Annotated in this window: 25 protein-coding genes and 1 riboswitch; of the genes, 3 read left to right on the top strand and 22 right to left on the bottom strand. The window is 47.1% G+C overall.

The window, feature by feature from the left end; genetic code table 11:
• Window positions 1-10: 10 nt before the first annotated feature.
• The 10 genes from gcvPB to J4760_RS02995 all read right to left on the bottom strand — a co-directional run bounded on the left by gcvPB (window position 11) and on the right by J4760_RS02995 (window position 8,201).
• Complete coding sequence (gcvPB, locus tag J4760_RS03040) at window positions 11-1,492, bottom strand: aminomethyl-transferring glycine dehydrogenase subunit GcvPB (protein WP_237604750.1); 1,482 nt, start codon at window positions 1,490-1,492, stop codon at window positions 11-13.
• Window positions 1,485-2,828 carry an aminomethyl-transferring glycine dehydrogenase subunit GcvPA gene (gene gcvPA, locus J4760_RS03035; RefSeq protein ID WP_237604749.1) on the bottom strand — a complete coding sequence of 448 codons (1,344 nt, stop codon included), beginning with the start codon at window positions 2,826-2,828 and terminating at the stop codon, window positions 1,485-1,487. The genes gcvPB and gcvPA overlap by 8 nt, the downstream gene beginning before the upstream one ends.
• A gap of 21 nt (window positions 2,829-2,849) precedes the next feature.
• Window positions 2,850-3,935, bottom strand: a complete 1,086-nt coding sequence (gene gcvT, locus J4760_RS03030) for a glycine cleavage system aminomethyltransferase GcvT (protein WP_237605037.1) — start codon at window positions 3,933-3,935, stop codon at window positions 2,850-2,852.
• A gap of 68 nt (window positions 3,936-4,003) precedes the next feature.
• Window positions 4,004-4,094: riboswitch (glycine riboswitch) on the bottom strand.
• A gap of 32 nt (window positions 4,095-4,126) precedes the next feature.
• Window positions 4,127-4,621: a shikimate kinase gene (locus tag J4760_RS03025; RefSeq protein ID WP_237604748.1), complete on the bottom strand. Its 495-nt coding sequence runs from the start codon at window positions 4,619-4,621 to the stop codon at window positions 4,127-4,129.
• A 158-nt stretch (window positions 4,622-4,779) separates the two neighbouring features.
• Window positions 4,780-5,196 (bottom strand): hypothetical protein, encoded by a 417-nt coding sequence (locus J4760_RS03020; RefSeq protein ID WP_237604747.1) that lies wholly within the window; start codon window positions 5,194-5,196, stop codon window positions 4,780-4,782.
• Complete coding sequence (locus J4760_RS03015; protein WP_145286145.1) at window positions 5,180-5,449, bottom strand: hypothetical protein; 270 nt, start codon at window positions 5,447-5,449, stop codon at window positions 5,180-5,182. The genes J4760_RS03020 and J4760_RS03015 overlap by 17 nt, the downstream gene beginning before the upstream one ends.
• Window positions 5,439-5,897, bottom strand: coding sequence for a prepilin-type N-terminal cleavage/methylation domain-containing protein (locus J4760_RS03010; protein ID WP_237604746.1), 459 nt, complete (start codon window positions 5,895-5,897; stop codon window positions 5,439-5,441). The genes J4760_RS03015 and J4760_RS03010 overlap by 11 nt, the downstream gene beginning before the upstream one ends.
• Window positions 5,848-6,174, bottom strand: a complete 327-nt coding sequence (gene comGC / locus J4760_RS03005; protein WP_237604745.1) for a competence type IV pilus major pilin ComGC — start codon at window positions 6,172-6,174, stop codon at window positions 5,848-5,850. The genes J4760_RS03010 and comGC overlap by 50 nt, the downstream gene beginning before the upstream one ends.
• A gap of 19 nt (window positions 6,175-6,193) precedes the next feature.
• Window positions 6,194-7,249, bottom strand: a complete 1,056-nt coding sequence (comGB, locus tag J4760_RS03000; RefSeq protein WP_237604744.1) for a competence type IV pilus assembly protein ComGB — start codon at window positions 7,247-7,249, stop codon at window positions 6,194-6,196.
• Window positions 7,209-8,201, bottom strand: a complete 993-nt coding sequence (locus J4760_RS02995) for an ATPase, T2SS/T4P/T4SS family (RefSeq protein ID WP_237604743.1) — start codon at window positions 8,199-8,201, stop codon at window positions 7,209-7,211. Before J4760_RS02995 ends, comGB begins: the two co-directional genes overlap by 41 nt.
• Window positions 8,202-8,416: 215 nt before the next feature.
• Here J4760_RS02995 and J4760_RS02990 point away from each other — a divergent pair, with 215 nt between their 5' ends.
• Window positions 8,417-8,665, top strand: coding sequence for a DUF2626 family protein (locus J4760_RS02990; protein WP_145286135.1), 249 nt, complete (start codon window positions 8,417-8,419; stop codon window positions 8,663-8,665).
• 44 nt (window positions 8,666-8,709) lie between these two features.
• Here the strand turns inward: J4760_RS02990 and J4760_RS02985 are convergent, their stop codons facing one another.
• Complete coding sequence (locus J4760_RS02985) at window positions 8,710-9,333, bottom strand: MBL fold metallo-hydrolase (protein ID WP_145286132.1); 624 nt, start codon at window positions 9,331-9,333, stop codon at window positions 8,710-8,712.
• A 92-nt stretch (window positions 9,334-9,425) separates the two neighbouring features.
• Here J4760_RS02985 and J4760_RS02980 point away from each other — a divergent pair, with 92 nt between their 5' ends.
• Window positions 9,426-9,665: a DUF2759 domain-containing protein gene (locus J4760_RS02980; protein ID WP_145286129.1), complete on the top strand. Its 240-nt coding sequence runs from the start codon at window positions 9,426-9,428 to the stop codon at window positions 9,663-9,665.
• A 50-nt stretch (window positions 9,666-9,715) separates the two neighbouring features.
• Here the strand turns inward: J4760_RS02980 and argH are convergent, their stop codons facing one another.
• A complete protein-coding gene (argH, locus tag J4760_RS02975) occupies window positions 9,716-11,095 on the bottom strand; it encodes an argininosuccinate lyase (RefSeq protein ID WP_237604742.1) in 1,380 nt (459 codons plus the stop codon).
• On the bottom strand, window positions 11,088-12,299 hold the full coding sequence (locus J4760_RS02970) for an argininosuccinate synthase (RefSeq protein ID WP_145286124.1): 1,212 nt from the start codon (window positions 12,297-12,299) through the stop codon (window positions 11,088-11,090). Before J4760_RS02970 ends, argH begins: the two co-directional genes overlap by 8 nt.
• 162 nt (window positions 12,300-12,461) lie before the next feature.
• Here J4760_RS02970 and J4760_RS02965 point away from each other — a divergent pair, with 162 nt between their 5' ends.
• Window positions 12,462-13,190, top strand: a complete 729-nt coding sequence (locus tag J4760_RS02965) for an SDR family NAD(P)-dependent oxidoreductase (RefSeq protein ID WP_237604741.1) — start codon at window positions 12,462-12,464, stop codon at window positions 13,188-13,190.
• Window positions 13,191-13,221: 31 nt separating this feature from the next.
• Here the strand turns inward: J4760_RS02965 and J4760_RS02960 are convergent, their stop codons facing one another.
• From J4760_RS02960 to J4760_RS02920, 9 genes are all read right to left on the bottom strand, one after another.
• The gene (locus J4760_RS02960) at window positions 13,222-14,184 is read right to left on the bottom strand and encodes an ROK family glucokinase (protein ID WP_145286119.1); all 963 of its coding nucleotides are present in this window, start codon (window positions 14,182-14,184) and stop codon (window positions 13,222-13,224) included.
• A gap of 2 nt (window positions 14,185-14,186) precedes the next feature.
• On the bottom strand, window positions 14,187-14,381 hold the full coding sequence (locus J4760_RS02955; RefSeq protein WP_237604740.1) for a YqgQ family protein: 195 nt from the start codon (window positions 14,379-14,381) through the stop codon (window positions 14,187-14,189).
• Window positions 14,368-15,783: a rhomboid family intramembrane serine protease gene (locus tag J4760_RS02950; protein WP_237604739.1), complete on the bottom strand. Its 1,416-nt coding sequence runs from the start codon at window positions 15,781-15,783 to the stop codon at window positions 14,368-14,370. Before J4760_RS02950 ends, J4760_RS02955 begins: the two co-directional genes overlap by 14 nt.
• Complete coding sequence (locus J4760_RS02945) at window positions 15,776-16,348, bottom strand: 5-formyltetrahydrofolate cyclo-ligase (protein WP_237604738.1); 573 nt, start codon at window positions 16,346-16,348, stop codon at window positions 15,776-15,778. The genes J4760_RS02950 and J4760_RS02945 overlap by 8 nt, the downstream gene beginning before the upstream one ends.
• Window positions 16,349-16,480: 132 nt before the next feature.
• A complete protein-coding gene (gene phoU, locus J4760_RS02940) occupies window positions 16,481-17,134 on the bottom strand; it encodes a phosphate signaling complex protein PhoU (RefSeq protein WP_237604737.1) in 654 nt (217 codons plus the stop codon).
• Window positions 17,135-17,953: a phosphate ABC transporter ATP-binding protein PstB gene (gene pstB, locus J4760_RS02935; protein WP_145286107.1), complete on the bottom strand. Its 819-nt coding sequence runs from the start codon at window positions 17,951-17,953 to the stop codon at window positions 17,135-17,137. It lies immediately after the preceding gene.
• A 48-nt stretch (window positions 17,954-18,001) separates the two neighbouring features.
• Window positions 18,002-18,880, bottom strand: a complete 879-nt coding sequence (gene pstA / locus J4760_RS02930) for a phosphate ABC transporter permease PstA (protein ID WP_145286104.1) — start codon at window positions 18,878-18,880, stop codon at window positions 18,002-18,004.
• A complete protein-coding gene (gene pstC, locus J4760_RS02925) occupies window positions 18,881-19,783 on the bottom strand; it encodes a phosphate ABC transporter permease subunit PstC (protein ID WP_370637542.1) in 903 nt (300 codons plus the stop codon).
• 84 nt (window positions 19,784-19,867) lie between these two features.
• Window positions 19,868-20,878 (bottom strand): PstS family phosphate ABC transporter substrate-binding protein, encoded by a 1,011-nt coding sequence (locus J4760_RS02920; protein WP_237604736.1) that lies wholly within the window; start codon window positions 20,876-20,878, stop codon window positions 19,868-19,870.
• Between the last annotated feature and the right edge of the window lie 23 nt (window positions 20,879-20,901).

Genomic DNA, 20,901 nt, shown 5'->3' with positions numbered 1-20,901 from the left:
CTCCTTTTGTCTACTTCTCTTCCAGAATATCTTCACGCTGGAATCTCAGGATCGGCTTTCTCGCGGCCAGTGTCTCATCCAGACGTCCGATGACTGTCGTATGCGGTGCTTCCAGGACGATATCCGGATTCTCCTCCGCCTCTTTCGAGATGCTGATCAAAGTATCGACGAAGCCGTCCAGTGTTTCCTTGGATTCGGTTTCCGTCGGCTCGATCATCATGCATTCCTCGACATTCAGCGGAAAGTAGATGGTCGGCGGGTGGTAGCCGAAGTCGAGCAGACGTTTCGCCATATCCAGAGTCCGTACACCCATCTTCTTCTGTCTCGATCCGCTGATGACGAATTCATGCTTGCAGTGCTGCTTGTACGGCAGTTCGAATGTGCCCTCGAGGCGTCTCATCATATAGTTTGCATTCAGCACGGCGATTTCGGAGACTTCCTTCAGACCATCCGGCCCCATCGTACGAATATACGTATAGGCACGGAGGAAGATGCCGAAGTTGCCGAAGAAAGGCTTCACCCGGCCGATGCTTTTCGGTACATCATGTTCCACTTTGTAAGTGCCGTCATCAGCTTTGACGACAAGTGGTTTCGGCAGGAATCTGGCGAGATCGGATTTGACTCCAATTGGTCCGGATCCCGGTCCGCCTCCACCATGTGGGCCGGTGAACGTCTTATGAAGGTTGAGGTGGACGGCATCAAACCCCATGTCACCCGGTCTGACTTTCGCCATGATCGCATTCAGGTTCGCTCCATCGTAGTACAGCTTGCCGCCTGCCTCGTGGACGATATCACGAATTTCGATGATATCCTCTTCAAAGAGACCAAGCGTATTCGGATTGGTCAGCATGATGGCCGCCGTGTCATCCCCTACTACACTTTTCAGATGGTCGATATCGACAAGTCCCCTGTCGTTCGACTTTACCGTCACTGCTTCGAAACCGGCAACGACTGCACTTGCAGGGTTTGTGCCATGCGCGGAATCCGGAACGATGACTTTCGTACGGTTGTAGTCGCCGTTATCTTCGTGGAATGCTTTGATCATCATCAGTGCGGTCCACTCGCCTTGTGCACCTGCAGCAGGCTGTAGGGAGATTTCGTCCATGCCGGTAATCTCCTTCAGATGTTCCTGCATGTCATGGACAATTTCAAGCGACCCTTGGATTGTACGGTCGCTCTGCAACGGGTGGCTGAGAGCAAAACCGGACATTCTTGCGGCTTTCTCATTGATCTTCGGATTGTACTTCATCGTGCATGAGCCCAGTGGATAGAATCCGGAGTCCACACCATGGTTCTTATTGGACAGTTCCGTGTAATGGCGCATCAGATCGAGTTCGCTGATTTCCGGCAGTTCAGCTTTCGTCCTGCGGATGAACCTGCTGTCCAGAATATCTTCAAGATCGTGCTGTTCCACTTCAAGTTCCGGAAGCGAATAGGCAAAACGGTCTTCTGTGCTTCTTTCAAATATCAGAGGACTGGATCCCTTATGCATTGTAGTCACCCAACCTTTCGACAAATCCGTCAATTTCTTCTTTCGTACGCAGTTCTGTAACAGCAATCAGCATATGGTTTGCAAAGCCTGGGTCCACTTTGCCGAGATTGTATCCACCGATATAGCCGTGATCCAGCAGTTCGTCGTTTATTTCATCGATATCCTTCGACAGTTCTACAGCAAATTCATTGAAGGACTGTCCATCGAGTACAGTAAAACCTGCATGCTTCAGCTGATTCTTCATATAGAATGTCTTCTGGATGTTCTGTTCCGCCATCTCTACAGCACCGTTCTTGCCGAGTGCGCTCATTGCGACTGAAGATGCAAGTGCATTGAGTGCCTGGTTTGAACAGATGTTGCTCGTCGCCTTGTCCCGTCTGATGTGCTGTTCACGGGCCTGGAGTGTCAGTACAAATCCACGGTTGCCTTCGTCATCCTGCGTCTGGCCGACCAGTCTGCCCGGCATTTTTCTCATAAGCTTTTTGGACGCTGCAAAGTAGCCGCAGTGCGGACCGCCGAATTGTGCCGGAATGCCGAACACTTGCGTGTCCCCTGTAACGATGTCTGCACCGAATTCGCCCGGTGGTGTCAGCAGGCTGAGCGCGAGCGGATTACTGTTTACGACAAACAGCGCCTTATGCTTATGTGCAATCTTTTCAATCGCTTCAAGGTCTTCAACTGAACCGAGGAAGTTCGGATACTGGACCATCACAGCTGCAGTTTCTTCGTCGGAAGCTGCATCGAGCTTCCCAAGATCGGTATAGGTGCCGTCAAGGTCCACTTCTACGACTTCGATGTTCTGTGCCATGCAGTAGGAACGAAGCACCTCGATTGCCTGGAAGTGGACACCTTTCGATACGACGACTTTCTTCTTGCGCGTCTGACCGGATGCCATGGTCGCCGCTTCAGCGAAGGCAGTGGGACCGTCATACATCGAGGAATTGGCAACATCCATTGCAGTGAGCTCCGAGATCAGCGTCTGGAACTCGAATATCGCCTGCAGTTCTCCTTGTGAAATTTCCGGCTGGTAAGGGGTGTAGGCGGTATAGAATTCCGAACGGGAGATGACATGGTCCACCACTGTCGGAATATAGTGATCGTAAACACCTGCGCCAAGGAAGGAGGCATGTGTTTCGGAAGTGATGTTCTTATTTGCAATATTTGCAAGTTCACGCAGCAGTGATGTTTCGCTCTTACGTTTTTTGAGATCGAGTTCCCCTTTGAACCGGACACTCTCTGGAATATCATCGAACAGTTCGGAAATACTCTCGACGCCGATGGTGTCGAGCATTTCCCTCTTATCTTTTTCAGTTAATGGCAAATAGCGATGACTCAATTCATACACTCCCTTATACTGTTAGTTTTTGTGGAACGGGGTTTTGACGAACTTTGCTTCTACATCCTTGTTTCTGATACGGACATTGAATGCCTTATCAAGTTCATGGAAGTCGCTGTCGATGAGCGCAAGACCGATGGACCGTTTCGTCAGCGGTGACTGCGTACCGCTTGTAACGTGGCCGACCGTGTTGCCTTCGCTGTCAGTCACTTCGTAATTTGTGCGTGCAATACCACGGCCGAGAAGCTCGAATCCTGCCATTTTTCTTGGCGCGCCATTCTCCTTCTGATCCTTGAGTACCGTCTTGCCGATGAAGTTTTCCTTGTCGACCTTGACAGCAAAGCCCATATTGCCTTCAACTGGTGTGATATCTTCTGTCAGATCCTGTCCGTGCAGCGGCAGCGCTGCTTCAAGTCTCAGAGTATCGCGTGCGCCCAGTCCGCACTGTGCCACTCCAAAATCCGTGAAAAGCTTCCACAGTTTTTCCGTATCCTCAGCATCGCAGTAGATTTCAAAACCATCTTCTCCTGTATAGCCGCTCTGGGATAGGATGACATTGCATCCTGCAATGGTTATATTCTGTTTGAACCGGAACATCTTCATTTCGCTGATATCCTCGTCTACATGACTCTGAACGATTTCACGTGCTTTAGGACCCTGGACGGCAATCTGTCCGTATTCTGCAGATATGTTGGTAATTGTCGCATCAAAACCTGAAATGCTCTTCAGCCACTCGAAGTCCTTATCGGTATTGCCGGCATTGACAACAAGCAGGTATTTGTTCTCCCCGAGCCTGTATATGACGAGGTCATCGATGACACCGCCCTGTTCATTGCACAGCATAGTATACTGGGCTTTTGTTTCAGTGAGCTTCGACACATTATTCGTCAGCGCGTAGTTCAGAAATGCCTCTGCCTCGCTGCCTTCGACGAGCAGCTCTCCCATATGGCTGACATCAAAGATTCCTGCAGCTTCCCTGACCGCAGTGTGCTCTTCCTTTATACTGCTGAACTGTACTGGCAGCGCCCAGCCTGAGAAGTCGATGACCTTTGCTCCGGCTTCCTGGTAGTAGTCATACAGTGGTGTCTTTTTAAGTTCTGACATGATTTACCTCCTTATAATAAAAAAAACAGGACAGCTGTAATAGCTGCCCTGTTGAGTTGCCTTCAGGAATGCGTCCCAATGCCGTTCTTTTGCCTGAGAGATTCACCCGGCGGGGGTTTGCTCCTTCGGCGACGATTACTCGTTCTCTCGAGCATTGTTCATTCGCAAAATTTTCAATTATCAATTCGAGTTCATTATACCCTGCGAATTTGAGAAATAGCAAGAAGTTTTGAAACAACCGCTTCAACGGATGCACTGCAGTCGATTTCATGGTCGGCTGCACTACGGTATATATGGAGCCTCTGTTCATACAGGGCGTTTACCTGCTCGCGGCTCCTGACAAGCGGCCGGTTGCTGTCATCTTTGATCCTGGTATAGAGGGTATCGAAATCTGCATGAAGGTAGACGACCGGTACATTCATATTCTGCAGCAGCCTGCGTGAGGGTGCATATGTGACGACCCCGCCGCCGGTAGCGACGATGCATTCAGAATCACCAACCTGATCCAATGCTTCGAATTCCCTTCTCCTGAACCCAGCTTCGCCCTCTGTTTCAAAAATCTCACGAATCTCCATGCCGGCCATCCTGACGACTTCCTTATCCAGGTCGATTAACGGCAGATTCATTTTGTCACTCAGGCTATGGGCCACTGTGGATTTTCCGCTCCCCATGAAACCGATCAGAATCATTCCATCACTCCTAGTCCACCAGCCCCTGGATGCGGAGCTGATAAATTTCTATAAAATTCGATTGTATTTCCAGTATCATGAAGACCTTATTATAGTAATGGTAATATAAGGCCACCAGATATAGCAATATGAAGTATACAGAAAAGCTGAAAAATCCATCATTTTGCGAAAGCGGCAGTTTCATCGTTCCCCTCCCCTTCTCCTGATACCGAAATATGCACATGGGTGGCCGTCTCCTCAAGTTCAAATACATCGGCATCGAACATGACGGTCACGTAGCCGGTCTGCTCGATACTTTTAATAATACGGGTGCCATGCTTCCGGTACTCGACATCTCCTTTGCCGGTGGTGAATACAATCGACTGCGTACGGGCATCATGCCGGACTTCCGTACTCTCCTCATATGTTTCTGCAATATCGATCATGAAGAAATCAATTTCAAAATCCACTGGCGGTGAATGGGCATCCTCAAACTGCATCAGAATGGAAGGCATGAGCGACATCACGAACGCTGCGATGGACAGGGAAATGAGTGCTTCAATATAGGTGAACCCTGCATCATTCAATATGGACACACAGCTTTGCATCATTCTTATCGCATATACGGTGTGCTTCGATGCGATAGTTGTGACTGCCAAGCATGAAGGATTCATAGTCTTCATATGCCAGCATGTCGATGTAGAGTCTGCGGGTAAATTCAAGAGTTCCGGCCGAATCCGACACCGTCTGGTTCAGCATGATCATGGCAGGAACCAGCACACTGAGTATGATGGAGAAGATCAGCATCGTCAGTACACTATCAAGCATCATGAAACCATCATCTTTCAATTCGGAACCTTCCTCTCTGTATTTGAAAAATAAAGCTTACAGATGACCCCATGCAGTCGAAGCTGATGGTACCGAACTTATCTGTATCACCATCAGGCTTGAATATGATCCGCTGCAGTCCACCCTGCTTCAATGCACATGTATCCAGCAGATACGTTCTGATGATCTTCCCTTCGTGGGTGCGCACCTGTATCTGCTGGCTGATCGGGTCCATACTGACAATCCGCTGTGTGGCAGTGCTCATGGCATCCGTCTGCGCACTCTGAAAGAAATATCCGATTGCATCGATCTCCTGATTGATGCGCCTATCATCATCGACCGGAATGCTGGCTGCGCTGATCAGCAGAAGAATGCTGATGATGCTCAGTGTCAGCATCATCTCCAGCATGGTGAAGCCATCATTCAGTGCGGATCGCCTGGCCATCAGTGATGACGATTGTGTCGCCATTCGCGCATGATATCTGATCAGAAGTGAGGTAGTCCGGAACGAGCACGTCGATTGTCGCAGGCGGTGACCCTTCATTCAGCGTATAGGCTTCGACCTGGCTCTGCACCATGCGTACCTGGGCTTCGCACCCGGTGTCCTGAACGTTGGCACTCTGTGCGGCGATATTCGGTATGATGAGGATGATCAGCACCGAAATGACAAGCAGAACGAGCAGCATTTCTATCAGCGTAAAACCATCATCATTATTCTTCAACTTCTTCTTGAATATTTTTTTCATTTGGAATCCTCCTGAGTTTTTAGATTTCAGACATCATTTGAAAAATAGGTAGAACTATTATCAAGTACAGGCAGACGATCAGTATGCCGAGTATCAGGAATATGACAGGCTGAATTCTTCTGGTCATATTCTCGAGCCGCATGATGAGACGTTCCAGCGTATACTCGCTGAACATGATCAGTTCTTTGCCGACGCTGCTGTTCTGTTCTCCATGACTGACGAAGACACTGAGCTTTTCATCAATCATATCCATTTGTGCCAATGCACCGGATAGCGAGTCGCCGTTCATCAGGGATACTTCGATTTTCTGCGAAACGAGCCTGAGGTAGGGATTGATCTCCTGATGAATGAACAGATCGAGTATTTCTTTGACTTCAAGTCCATTATTCAGGAAGTAGCCGAATTCCCTCGAGAAGCGGTATGTCTGATAGCCCCTGAAAAAGAAACCGAAAATCGGGATGCGGGACAGCACGCTGCATTTTTGTTCAATGTGCTTCATGTTGAAGATGCAGAACATGCCAACTGCTGAGATGACAACAAGCATCAGAGATGCTCCAAGCACGTATGGCAGCGATTCAAGCATGGCAATGAGCACGCTTACGATGCCTTTGGATTCTGTCCCCATTGCTGTATAAAGGCTTTTGAACTGGGGAATCACTGTAAAGTTCAAAGTGATCAGTATGGTGATGAAAATTGCTACAAGCAGAAGTGGATACTGCAGTGATTTGATGAGTTTCGAAGTAGTCTGACGGACATTGTCCAGATACGACGCCGATTCTCTCAGATTTGTCAGCACTTCGCCGTGGATTTCTGCAAACGAGACCTGGATGACAATGGCATTCCCGAATCCCATCACCTTCAGTATGCTGCTGAGACTCGCACCTTCCTGGACCATGCTGAGGTATACCAGACGGTCTTTCTCTGTCAGAACATCATACTGTTCCAGCAGAAATACAAGCGACTGCTGCAGTGTGAACCCGACTTCCAGCAGGTCTGCAATCTTTACCAGGAAGTGTGCATCATATTTTCCGAGTCTATTTGAATTTCTCCACATGGATGGCATATTCATCCGCATCAATTCCTCCTGTCCGAAAAAGTTCCGACAGTTTGTCTTCAAGTGTCCCGTGTTCGGCACGACCGGTTTTCAGATAGGAGGCAATCTGAGCGTTGTCCAGTGTTTCATAGATGATGAAACTGCCGTTTCTTGTGTACAGAATCCGCTGGTTGATGATGAGTGAAATGCTCTGGATGATCTCCTCGTCATAAAGTCCGTAATCTTTCAGCCGGCTTACTGTGCTGACAGCGGATTTACTGTGGAATGTACTGAGCACCAGATGACCTGAAAGGCTTGCTTTCAGTAGTTGGGAAGCAATGTTTGCATCCCTGATCTCACCGAACATGATGATATCCGGGTCACACCTGAGAACCCCTTTAAGAAGGGGTTCGTAGTCGATATTCGCCTTTTCATTGATCTCTACCTGGACGAGACCATCCAGTTCATATTCCACCGGATCCTCAATGCTTATGATCTGCTGCCTCCCGGACGCTATCCTTTCCTGTATCAGCCGATACATGAGCGTCGATTTGCCCGAGCCGGTCGGCCCGGTAAAAAGGATCAATCCCTGTTTCCGTGCCATGAAAGGCAGAAGAAAATCGTAGTCCCGAGGCTGGTGGAAAAGTGATGATGAAGGCCGGTCTTCCATGCCGTTGAGCATGCGGATCACAATGATTTCGTTCATCAGGGAAATGGGCAGCGTACTGATTCTGACATTGAACTTCTGATCTTCGATGCTGAGCATCGTTCGGCCACTCTGCGGCAGCTTATGTTCATTGATGTCAAGTTCGGCAATGAACTTCAGGAAATTGACGGTTTTCCTATAGTCATCCATACCGATCTCTTTAAGGGTGAGCATTTCCCCTCTGCTTCTTACTCTGACAAGTCCCTTTGTACTCTCAAGCGTCAGGTGTATATCTGTTGCATCATGACGCATGGCATCTTTGATGATTTCTTCTACTTGCTGTTTCATCATTCACCTCCTACACTATATATGGTGAAAAAAAGGTGTTTTGATCTTTTCTGAAATAAATTATCGTTTTTTATATTTCGGCGTTTATTTTCATGTATAATAGGAATTAATGGTAAGAGATGCCAAGACATTTATCTTTATAAGTATTTACTTTGATATGATTATTATTTATAATTGATAACGATACGGTAAGTAAGGACGAAAGGACTGTTCCTATGGATAAAGTTTTCAAAACACTTGGATTCTGGACTGCAATGTTTGCAATCCTTTTCTATGTCGGTGACATGATGATGATGGCGCTATTCTTCATCGCCCAAACGGGATTCTTCATTCTGTTGGGTTATATGAAACTTACTGAAAGAATGTATATGTATGTATTTGCTGCGTATCTGGTCCTTTTCTTTGTAGGATTTACATACTTCACAACATTTCTTCTCGAGCCGAGTTTCGGCGGTCACCACTAGAAACTAAAGACCAGGCAGATACAATCTGCCTGGTCTTTTTATATTCATCCTCTGATGAACGGATTCGTCTGTTTTTCACTGCCTATCGTCGTTTCTGGTCCGTGACCCGAATAGACCGTCAAGTCATTTCTTTGCGTGTAGAGCTTTTTCCTGATGCTGCGGATCAGTGTTTCGTGGTCTCCCTGGTATAGATCCGTTCTGCCGATGCCGCCGTTGAACAGCACATCACCTGAAATGATGAAATCCTGAAATAGAAAGCTCATGCTGCCTGGGGAGTGGCCCGGGGTATGCAGTGCTTCGAAATGGAACTTCCCGATCTCGCGTTCGCCTGGCTTGATGATTTCAGGTGTTATCGATGATTCGATTGCTTCGATTCCCATATTGCTGTACTTGGCCGACCCATTTTTTGATGGATCACCGAGCCAGTCCTCCTCCTCGATGCCAATCCATGTATCGACTCCGAAATGACTGGCGACTTTATCCAGTGCACCGATATGATCAAAATGTGCATGTGTCAGCAATATGGCTTTCACCCTGCTGTCTTTTGGTACTGTATCAATGATCCTATCCGCTTCCCCTGAAGGATCAACGATCAGTACTTCGTCTTCCTGCTTCAGTATGTAGCAGTTGGTTTCCAATGGTCCCAGTGGGAGTACTTTTATTTCCATTATGTGCCCTCCTTAAAATTCCCTCGACAAAGCTACTTTTTAATTATACAATATATATGAGAATAAAGAGAACTATCGGGAGGTTGAGCAAGATGCCATTCATCGATACTGGTGAGTTATTTCAAATTGGCGGCATTTCCATCCATATCGGGGTCAATGCATTGTCCCTGCTCATGCTGATGATAACTATAGTCGGCATATGGGGCCTTGTGGCTGCTATTAAAAACAGAAATCTGCTTGCTGTACTTTTCAGTGTGGCAACAGTTGCTACATTTGGATTCTTCGCAATCGCAACAATCTTTACATACGGTTATCCGGAGCTAGGCCACTAGATCCTGCCGTCTGAAAGAAAAAGGCAAACCCGAGTAGGGTTTGCCTTTTTTTATTTCTTCATCGTTTCTCTTGCTATCTGCAGCTGATGTCTGACAGCCTCAGTTCCCGTACCACCGAGACTCTTTCTCCTGTCGACGACGACCTGCGGAGACAGTACTGTGTAGATGTCCTCTTCTATTGAATCATGATGTTCTTTATACTCCGTAAGGGAAAGATCCTTCAAGTACTTGCCTTCATTGATGCACTTCAATACAAGCTCACCCACCACCTCATGCGCCTTCCTGAATGGTACGCCCTTCTGTACCAGATAGTCGGCCAGTTCAGTGGCGTTCGAGAAATCATTCTGAACCGTCTTTTCAAGTACAGCTTCATTGATGGTCATTGTCTCAAGCATGCCCGTCATGATTCGGAGAGAGCCCTTGACTGTGGTCACCGCATCGAATATGCCTTCCTTATCTTCCTGAAGATCCTTGTTATAGGTGAGTGGCAGTCCTTTGACCAGCATCAGCATGCTTGTCAGCGCACCGGTTGTACGTGCACTCTTGCCACGGATCAGTTCCGCCATATCCGGGTTCTTCTTCTGCGGCATCATCGAACTGCCTGTCGTGAACTGGTCGGACAGCTGGACGAAATTCGCCTCCTCGCTCATCCAGAAGATGATTTCTTCAGAGAGCCTGGAAAGATGCACCATCACAAGGCTGATGTTGGAGAGTGTCTCTATGATGTAGTCACGGTCGCTCACAGCATCCATACTGTTCTGGTAGATGTCTGTGAAGTTGAGCAGCTCCTTGGTCATTTCACGGTCGATATCGAAAGTCGTGCCACTGATGGCTCCTGCCCCAAGCGGTGACATATCGATGCGCGGCAGTGCGTCATTGAAGCGGTCCTTGTCGCGCTTCAGCATCCAGAAGTACGCCATGATATGGTGTGAGAAAAGGACGGGCTGCGCACGCTGCAGATGTGTATAGCCCGGCATGATGCAATGGATGTTCTCCTCGGCCAGTTCAAGAATGGCTTCCTGCAGTGTTTCGATACTTTCGATGATTTCATATGCCTTCTCTTTTACATAGAGGTGCATATCGGTCGCAATCTGGTCATTTCTGCTGCGGGCGGTATGCAGTTTTCCGCCGACATCTCCAATCTTCTCGATGAGTGCGTGCTCGACGTTCATATGAATATCCTCATGCTGTACAGAAAATTCGAGTCTGCCTTCGTGGTAGTCGTCGAGTACTGCACTCAAGCCGTCTATCATCTGCTGCTTTTCATCCTCTGTAATGATATCCTTTGCTGCAAGCATTGTCGCATGGGCAATACTGCCGGCGATATCCTTTTCAATCAGCACCTGGTCAAAATGGATGGATGCGTTGAACGCATCCACCCATTCTATTGCTTCTCCCTGAAATCTGCCCCCCCATGCTTTTTTAGTCATAGAGTTTCACACCGCTTTCAAGCATGGATTTGACTTTCGTCGGCAGACCGAAGATTTCGATGAAACCGACTGAAGCGTCCTGATTGAAGGCATCCTCGCTCGTGTATGTCGCAAGTTTTTCATCATAAAGGCTGTTGTCTGAACGTCTGCCTGTCACAGTAACATTGCCTTTGTAGAGCTGCAGGCGGACTTCGCCATTGACCGGCTGCTGCATATCCTTGAGCATCTTTCTCAAGGAATCAGATAGTGGTGAGAACCACAGGCCATTGTAGACCTGTTCTGTGAACTGCTGCTCGATGAATGGCTTGAAGTGCGCAATATCCTTTGTCAGTGTAATGGTTTCAAGGTCGTGCTTCGCTGTAAGAATGACTTTCGCTCCTGGTGTTTCGTATACTTCACGGGATTTGATGCCGACCAGTCTATTTTCAACATGGTCGATTCTGCCGATACCATGTGCACCTGCGATATCATTCAGCTTGATGATCAGGTCATCAAGGTCGTAGGAGACGCCATTGATTGCGGTAGGCAGTCCGGCCTCAAATGAAAGAACAAGTTCTTCCGGCTCATCCGGTGCATCCACTATGTTGGCTGTCAGATCATATGCACCTTCAGGTGGTGTATTCCATGGATCTTCCAGTACACCACATTCATTACTTCTGCCCCAGAGGTTCTGGTCGATTGAATAAGGGGAATCCAGATTGATCGGAATCGGAATGTTCTTCTCTTTTGCGTAGTCGATCTCCTCTTCCCTGCTCCACGTCCATTCACGTACCGGAGCGAGGACTTTCAAACTTGGATCGAGCCCCTGGATTGCAACTTCGAAACGCACCTGGTCGTTTCCTTTCCCAGTGCATCCATGCGCAACATAGTCTGCATTGGAATGCTGTGCAATCTCGACGAGCTTTTTGGAAATGAGTGGGCGGCTGAGTGCAGAAACGAGTGGGTACTTTCCTTCATACATGGAATTTCCATAAATTGCATAGGCAACAAAATCATCTGCAAACTCTTTTGTCGTATCGATGACGTGGGATTCGATCGCACCCATGTCGAGCGCCTTCTGATAGACGATATCCAGATCTTTTCCTTCACCAACATCAAGGCACACTGCAACGACGTCATACCCTTTATCTATGAACCATTGGATTGTTACGCTTGTATCGAGACCACCTGAGTAGGCAAGTACCACTTTTTCTTTCTTTTCCATTCCATTCACCTCTGTAATGTTATAATTATAATGATTAGAATGATAGCACTATAAAGTGTCCATTACAAGTATATTTATTCATTTTTATGCATGTTTTTTATTTTACAGTAATTCAAGGTTTAATTATAATTGTACATGGACTAAACATGAGGAGAGATGAGCATGAGATATGTATTCATTACAGGCACAAGCCGGGGGCTTGGAAACGCCCTGCTTGATATTTTCAAGGAAGATCGCATCATCAGTATTTCGAGATCCGAAGTCGAAACGGATGTTGAACTGTACAAGACGTTCCATGTCGATTTTCTGGATGAGCAGGCTCTGGAAGATGCTGTTCCTGAAATATTCAGCTCCATACGGCCGGAAAAAGGAGATGAAATCTTCCTGATCAATAATGCCGGTGCAGTCAATCCGGTCAAGTCGATTGCCAATATGGACGCAAAAGGATTTCTCGACAACTATAAAATCAACGTACTTGCCCCTGCCCTCCTGATGAAGGGTTTTGTTGCTGCCTTTGGTGAACTGCAGGCTGCCAAACGCATTTTGACCGTATCGAGCGGTGCGGCCCTCAACCCGATGGAAGGATGGGCAGCCTACTGCAGTTCGAAGGCCGCTGTCAACATGGTCAGTGACGTACTGCGCCAGGAGATGGACCGGCTGGACTATCCGATACTCTCTGCGACCTACCGTCCGGGTGTCATTGATACCGACATGCAGGGAGAGATACGCTCAGCTGATCCGGAAGACTTCCCGGATATCGACAAGTTCAAAGACTACAAATCTTCAAACCGGCTCTATCCGGCTGAGACTGTTGCCTATATCGCCAAACGCATTCTCATATCGGACAACTTCGGTTTCTCGGAAAGCTACAGTGTCAGCGATTTCCTATAGAAAGAAGGCGTACCTCAAGGTACGCCTTCTTTCATGCCAGAAACTGTTTGACCAGCCGTGCAGCACCGTAGATGCCTGCATCGTTACCAAGTTCGGCCATGACAATTTCAGTATTCTCATAGGCTGGTGGGAATGTAATCGGACGGTAGTATGCCTCTATCCTGTCTGTCAGCATGCGACCTGCACGGCTGACACCACCACCAAGAATAAAGTACTTTGGATTGGTCACCGCTGATAGGCTGCTGAGTGCCACTGCAATATAGTGGGCGACTTCATCGATGACCTTGAGTGCCAGCGCATCATCCTTCTCTCCAGCTTCGACAATCGATTTTGCCGACAGGGTGCCGGCTTCAATCCCATTTTTAAGCAGTGTATCCGTCATGCCGCTTTCGTAATAGTGCACCGCAAGATTCTTCATGCCGGTAGCGGAAGCAACTGTTTCAAGGCAGCCCTTCTTGCCGCAATTGCACTGGAACCGACGATTGTAATCCACATAGAGGTGTCCGATCTCACCCGCAGCGCCCCCATGTCCATGGATGAGCATGCTGTTTGAGACAACACCGCCGCCGACGCCTGTACCAAGTGTCACCATGACGACATCCTTATGGCCACTGCCTGCCCCTTTGAACTGCTCGCCGAGTGCTGCGACATTTGCGTCATTGTCGACAATGGTCCGGATGCCGCTGATCGATTCGAATTCGGAGACGATCGGCTTCTGCTCCATCCAGTTCAGATTGATCGCCCCATTCAATATGCCATTGTTGAAGTCTACAGGACCTGGAACACCAAGTCCGATCCCGATGACTCCTGCCAGGTTCAATTCATGGTCATCCCCTTTCGATTTGAATGACTGGTGGATATCTTCAAGTATACGGCTGCCCTCGTCCGTAGTATCTGTAGGTATTTCCCATTTGTCCAATAGTTCAAGGTCCGGTGTGAAGACACCCAGTTTACAGGTGGTCCCACCTATATCTGCTGCAAGAATTCTTTTCATAACTATCCCTCTCTCTTCTGTCTCAGGATCAGAATGGACGTTTTGTATTCTTCGCTCGTAATGAGTCCAAACTGATACAGTTCCTTGATTTCCATTTCCATCAGCTTAAGCATGTTCTGTCTATCCTTATCATATACGTATATGCCAAAACGCAGCAGCAGCCTGTTGATATAGGTCAGATCCCTATTCATCTGCATCGTGCGCCTCGACGATCGCCTTCAGTTGCGGATCTTCTATATCTTTTGCATCGACTCCGGAAAGGATCTGATCCATTTCCTCATACTTTCTTTCTTTTCGCAGCTGCATCAGCCTGTAGCGCATCACCCATTCATCATCTGGGTTCATCGCAAGGCTTCTTTCATGGAACTGGCGGGCCTGCTCCGTATCTCCTGCATACTCTGCAACAAGTCCCAATGCATGATAGGTTTTGGCTGTATCATTATTCGTGCGGATTGATTCATTGAGTATACCAAGCGCTTCTTCGTACTCGCCTGCCTCGATGTGCTCCATGGCCATGACACTGAGCGGCTGTGCTGAATGGTGCCTCTGGGCCATGAACCAGGAAAGAACGATAAGCAGAATAAAAGCCGTCAGCGCAGCAGTGTGCCATCTGAGCTTGAATTTCCTTGGATGATACATCACACCGAGCAGAGCACCGAAAACCAGTCCGCCGATATGTGCATAGTGGTTTACATTCGAGATGAACTGTGTAAGTACGGAGACTACGATGAAGACGACGGCAATCTGGAAGAGCAGTTTGGCACTGATTCGCCCGTGGACGAGCAGATGGACAACCAGAATTGCCAAGAGACCGTATATGGCACCACTGGCGCCTAGTGATATTCCCTCAGTGATGAACATGATGGAAAACAGGCTCGAAGTGATACCGGTCGCAACATACGCAATCAGAAGCCGCCAGCTGCCGAAAATACTCTCTGTAAATTTCCCGAGAATATACAGGGCAAATATGTTGAACAGGAAGTGGTCGACAGTAGCATGCAGAAAACTGCTGCTCAGTAGACGGTAGAGATCGCCTTCGATGACATTATAGTGGTTCAATGCCAGCATCTGTGTATAGCGGTATGAATCGGCGAAATGGATTGCTGCCAGATTGAACAGAAAGACGATCAGGTTGATGCATATGAGCAGATATGTCATCGGACTGAACTGATTCATGAACTTCTCGAATGGATGACGGCTCGCAAGACGCTTCTGATAATATGCAGGAGCCTTTGGCTTTTTATGATTCAGATCGATTCTGTAGAACGGATTCCGAACCAGCTCCTCTGCCCCTCTGATGCCCTTGAGCACAATCTTCGCACCGTCGACCTTATGTTTGCTGGTATAAGGAGACTCTGTAAAATGATAGCTTTCAACGAGAGCAACCTTCATGTTCTGCGACAATCTATAATGCATGTCGGACAAGTACCGCATTTCATCATCTTGTACTTCCTCTGGCAGCCCGCGTGCATTCAGACACATCATTGCATTCCTTTTTGAATTGCGCATCCATATGGCGTCCCGGCCCTGGTCATAATGATGGAATGCATATTCCGTGTAGCGCGACACTTCATAGGCAATGTGCCATAAGTTAAACATTTCTCTTCCTCTCTGCTTCGGCGTCGATTGTTCTTTCCGGAGTAATCAGAAGATCAACCGGAATATCATGGTTTTCTGGAATGACCTCGCCAAGCTGCTCTTCGAAAAGCAGGGAAACCTTCAGTCCATCATAGTGGCTGAGAAACCGGTCATAATAGCCGCCGCCATAACCGATACGGTATCCATCCTGGGAATAGATCAGACCGGGAACCACAATCATTTCAGGATGGTTATTGACATCTTCCGTATATTCAGGAATACGCAGATTCTTCTCATCTTTCGTCACTTTATCGAAGGATGTGAATCTGCGGAACTCCATCTGTTTATTTTCATAATTGCATACTGGAGTATAGACCAACTTGCCTTGCAGTGTAAGGTGATCGATAATACCGTCCGTATCCATCTCATGCGGCATGGACAGTACAATACCGAGAGATTGTATTCCTTGTGATTCGATCAGATCCAGCAGTCTGCTTTTCAGTATTTCCTCGCGCTCCTGTTTATCCGCTGGTTTCATGGAAGACAAGGTCGCCATCATTTCCTTGCGCAATGCTTTCTTATTCATTGCAATGCCTCATTTCGTATGTAATTGCTGATATGATACTACTATTATAATCATCCTGACGACAAAGAAAAAGCATAGATGATGAATATGGGTAATTTAGCAAATAAAAAATAGACCTTGGATGACCAAGATCTATTCTGAAATATTTCTGCTTTCGTGCTTGTCACCAGTCAGAACATAATAGACATGTTCTGCAATGTTCTTGATGTGATCACCGATGCGTTCCAGATACTTCGCGCACAGCTGGCTTTGACCGGTGATGAAAGCATCCGTCTCATCAAAAATATCCGACGTTGTAATCTGGACGAACAGACCGTCGATATCCTCATCCCGCATGATGATTTCTTTGCAGAGTTCAAGGTCTTTATTGTCATAAGCCGTCTTGACATCTTCAAGCATCAGCATTGCAAGATGCTCCATTGTGGACAGACGCAACAGCAGCTTTTCATTGGTGATGCGTACACGCTTTCTCACTTCGCCAAGATTGCTGATATTATCACTGATCCTCTCAAGATCGTCTGCCACTTTGATGCTTGAAATGATCAGACGAAGATCCGTTGCCACAGGCTGCTGGGTGGTGATCAGGTTGATTGCCTGGTTATTTATTTCTTCTTCCAGTCTGTTGATCCTCTTATCATCGCTGACAAGCAGTCTTGCATCTGCGGTACCATCACTTGAGAGTATGGCTGTACATCCCGTAAGACGTTCATAGCACTCCTCACCGAGTGTCAGTACGCTTTCATATAAGCGTGCCATTTCGTCTGAAAATTTCTCGCGGTAGACCATCTATCCGAATCTTCCGGACACGTAGTCTTCAGTACGCTGATCCTTCGGCTTGTCGAATATGACGTTTGTTTTATCGTATTCAACAACATACCCCTGATAGAAGAAAGCAGTTCTATCGGAGATGCGGGCAGCCTGCTGCATGTTGTGGGTTACAATGACGATGCTGTAGTCTTTTTTCAATTCATGCATAAGATCTTCGATTTTTGTTGTGGAAATCGGGTCAAGGGCACTTGTCGGCTCATCCATCAGGATGACATCAGGTTCAATCGCAAGCGCACGCGCAATACAGATTCTCTGCTGCTGTCCGCCTGAGAGTCCATAGGCATTGTCATTCAGTCGATCTTTGACTTCATCCCATATTGCAGCGCCCTTCAGACTTTTTTCGACGACCTGGTCAAGAACCTTCTTATTGCGGACACCGTGGACGCGCGCACCATATGCGACATTGTCATAGATGGATTTAGGGAATGGATTCGGCTTCTGGAATACCATGCCGACTTTTGTACGAAGATCTTCCACTGTATAGGATTTGTCGAAAATACTCTGGTCACGGTAGACGATATCGCCTTCTGTACGGACAATCGGTACAAGCTCGACCATTCTGTTCAGGGATTTGATGAATGTGGATTTACCACAGCCGGATGGACCGATGATTGCGGAGATCTCATTCTCGTTGAAATCCAGGTTGATGTTCTGGAGTGCATGATTGTTGCCATACCAGAGATTGAAGTCTTTTGCCTGGAAAACAGCCTGTGTCTGTTCAATGGTTCTATTTTCTTCTGTACGGTCCTGGACCGCTGTATCATAGACTGTATTCATATTTTTTTCCTCTTTTACTTTTGACGAAGTCATATTTAAGCCTCCAAATTAAAAACGTTTCGAATATTTGTTTCTTATATATATAGCCACTGAGTTCATCAGGAAGAGGATGAACAGCAGTACAATGATGCCGGCTGCGGTAACGGATTGGAATTCGGGATTAGGCAGTTTTACCCAAGAGTAGATCTGCATAGGCAGTGCTGAGAATGTGTCGAGCACGCCTGTTGGAGTAAACAGAAGGATTGTTGGTATCCCTATGATGATCAGCGGCGCTGTTTCTCCGATTGCACGTGAAAGTGCGAGAATGATACCTGTAATGATACCTGGAACTGCAGCAGGCAGAATGACACGGGTAATTGTCTGCCATTTTGTTGCTCCCATTCCAATGGATGCTTCGCGGATGGTAGAAGGTACAGAGCGAATGGATTCCTGTGACGCGACTACGATGACCGGCAGAATCATCAGTGACATGGTAAGTGCTGCTGCAAGTACAGAGCTGTCAAGTTCCATCAGACGTACAAAGAGTGTCAGACCAAGAAGTCCGAAGACGACTGACGGGACACCTGCCAGATTGGAGATATTCACTTTGATGAAATTGACCAGTCTGTTTTTTGGTGCATACTCCTCAAGATAGAGCGCTGTGCCTACAGAGAGTATGATCGCTATAGGTGCAGTGACAGCCATCAGCCAGAGTGTCCCGATCAGGGCGCCATATATTCCTGCACTTTCCGGCCTGCTTGAGCTGTAGCTTGTAAAGAAGTCTGGTGTAAGATATCTCCAACCATCAAGAACAGTGTCTATGAGCAGTGTCGCAAGTACAACAAGACCGACAAGGGTAAACAGCAGGAAGATATACTTCAGAACTTTATTCAGCAGCAGACGCCCGCTTAATTTTTTTGATACTTCTTGTTTATTGATCAGTTCCATTTAATATTCCTCCCTGAATTTCCGTGAAAGCCACTGTGCAACAACGTTCATGATCAGCGTGAATACGAAAAGTGTCATACCTACAGCATAGAGGCTGAAATACGTATCCGTACCATAAGTTGCATCACCTGAAGCAACCTGGACGATGAATCCTGTCATAGTCTGTAGTGATTCCAGTATGTTTATACTGGCATTCGGCGTACTACCGGCGGCAATGGAAACTATCATAGTTTCACCGATTGCACGGGAAACGGCAAGTACAATTGAAGATAGGATGCCTGATATTGCTGCAGGAAGAATGACCTTGAATACCATCTCAAGACGTGTTGAACCAAGCCCGAGTGCGCCTTCGCGCATTGTATTCGGCACGGCACTCATCGCATCCTCACTTAGACTTGCTATCATCGGTATGATCATGACACCTACAACCAGACCTGGACTGAGAGCATTGAAGAGGTTGACTTCAGACCATATTCCTCTAAGCAGTGGCGTAACAAACGTCAGTGCAAAGAAACCGTAGACGACAGTCGGAATTCCGGCAAGGATTTCAAGAATCGGTTTGATGATGCGTCTGACGCGGTCGCTTGCATATTCACTGAGGTAGATTGCAGCACCCAGTCCGACCGGGACAGCGAAAATGACTGCTATGACAGTGATTTTCAAAGTACCCATGATTAAAGCAAAAATTCCCCATTGTGGATCAGAACTGAATGCTGACCACTCCGTGGAAGTTAGAAATTCTATAGGTGAAACCCTTGTGAAGAACACGATTGTTTCAGAAAGTAAAGTGACCAGGATGCCTATTGTCGTAAGGACGGAAACTAAAGTAATTAGTAATAGAATGATAGGAACCATCTTTTCGATGAATGCACTACTTCTTCTGCCCTTCTTCTCACTGATCATTTTTTGAATATTATACTCGCTCATATTAGCCCTCGTTTCAAAATACTTTAAAATGGACGGGTCTCGACCCGTCCATATGTTTTCTTATTGGAATTCTGCAAGCTTATCCATTTGTTCTTGCATTTCTTCTTCTGTCAGTGCAACATATCCAGCCTCTTCAGCTGCAGATGATGCATTGTTCAATGTGAATTCCATGAATGTCAGGAATGCTTCATTGTTCTGAAGTGCTTCATTTTTAGCGTATACGAACAGTGGACGTGCAAGTGGATACTCATAGCTCATAACAGTTTCATCACTTACTTCCACCGGCTCTTCAGTTTCAGGACCTTGGATCGGAACACCTTTCAGGTTGTCCTGGTTGACCATATAGAAGTTGTAGCCGAAGAACCCGATGGAGTTGGCATCACTGGCAACTGATTGGGAGATGACGTTTGTATCCTGGTTAAGCTGAGCTTGGATATCAGCATCTTCCATTACAACTTCTTTGAAGAAGTCGTGGGTACCGTGTGACTGGTCGGGAGCGTAAGCAGTAATCTCCTCATCCGGGAAGTCAGCACGAACATCGCTCCAAGATGTTGCTTCGCCACTGTAGATCATTCGTAGTTCTTCGAATGTAAGATAGTCTACAAAGTCATTTTCAGTGTTGACTGCAACAGTCAGACCGTCGTTTGCAACTTTGAACTCTGTATATTCGATGCCAGCATCTTCAAGTGCAGTGATTTCTTCTTCCTGGATTTCACGGGAAGCGTTCTGGAAGTCTGTTTCACCAGCGATGAACTTCTCAAAACCACCACCAGTACCAGATACACCGACAGCAACTTCTACGTCAGGGTATTCAGCATTGAAATCTTCATTTATCAGTTCAAGGATTGGCGCAACTGTTGATGAACCATCACCAGTAACAGTTCCAGAGAGGGAACCTTCTGTTGTCTCTTCGCTGCTCGCTTCAGAGCTTTCTGTAGTTTCCTCTGTGCTTTCTTCTGTTGATGCTTCTTCTGTACTTTCATCTGATGATCCGCCAGAACCGCCGCCGCAAGCAGCAAGAATGAACATCAGACTCATGAGCAGTGCAGCCATGAACATACTCTTTTTCATTACCCGAATTCCTCCAATAATTA

It is taken from the genome of Salinicoccus sp. ID82-1, assembly GCF_021991715.1.
Taxonomy (GTDB): domain Bacteria; phylum Bacillota; class Bacilli; order Staphylococcales; family Salinicoccaceae; genus Salinicoccus; species Salinicoccus cyprini.
This window is presented reverse-complemented; position numbering and strand designations above follow the sequence as displayed.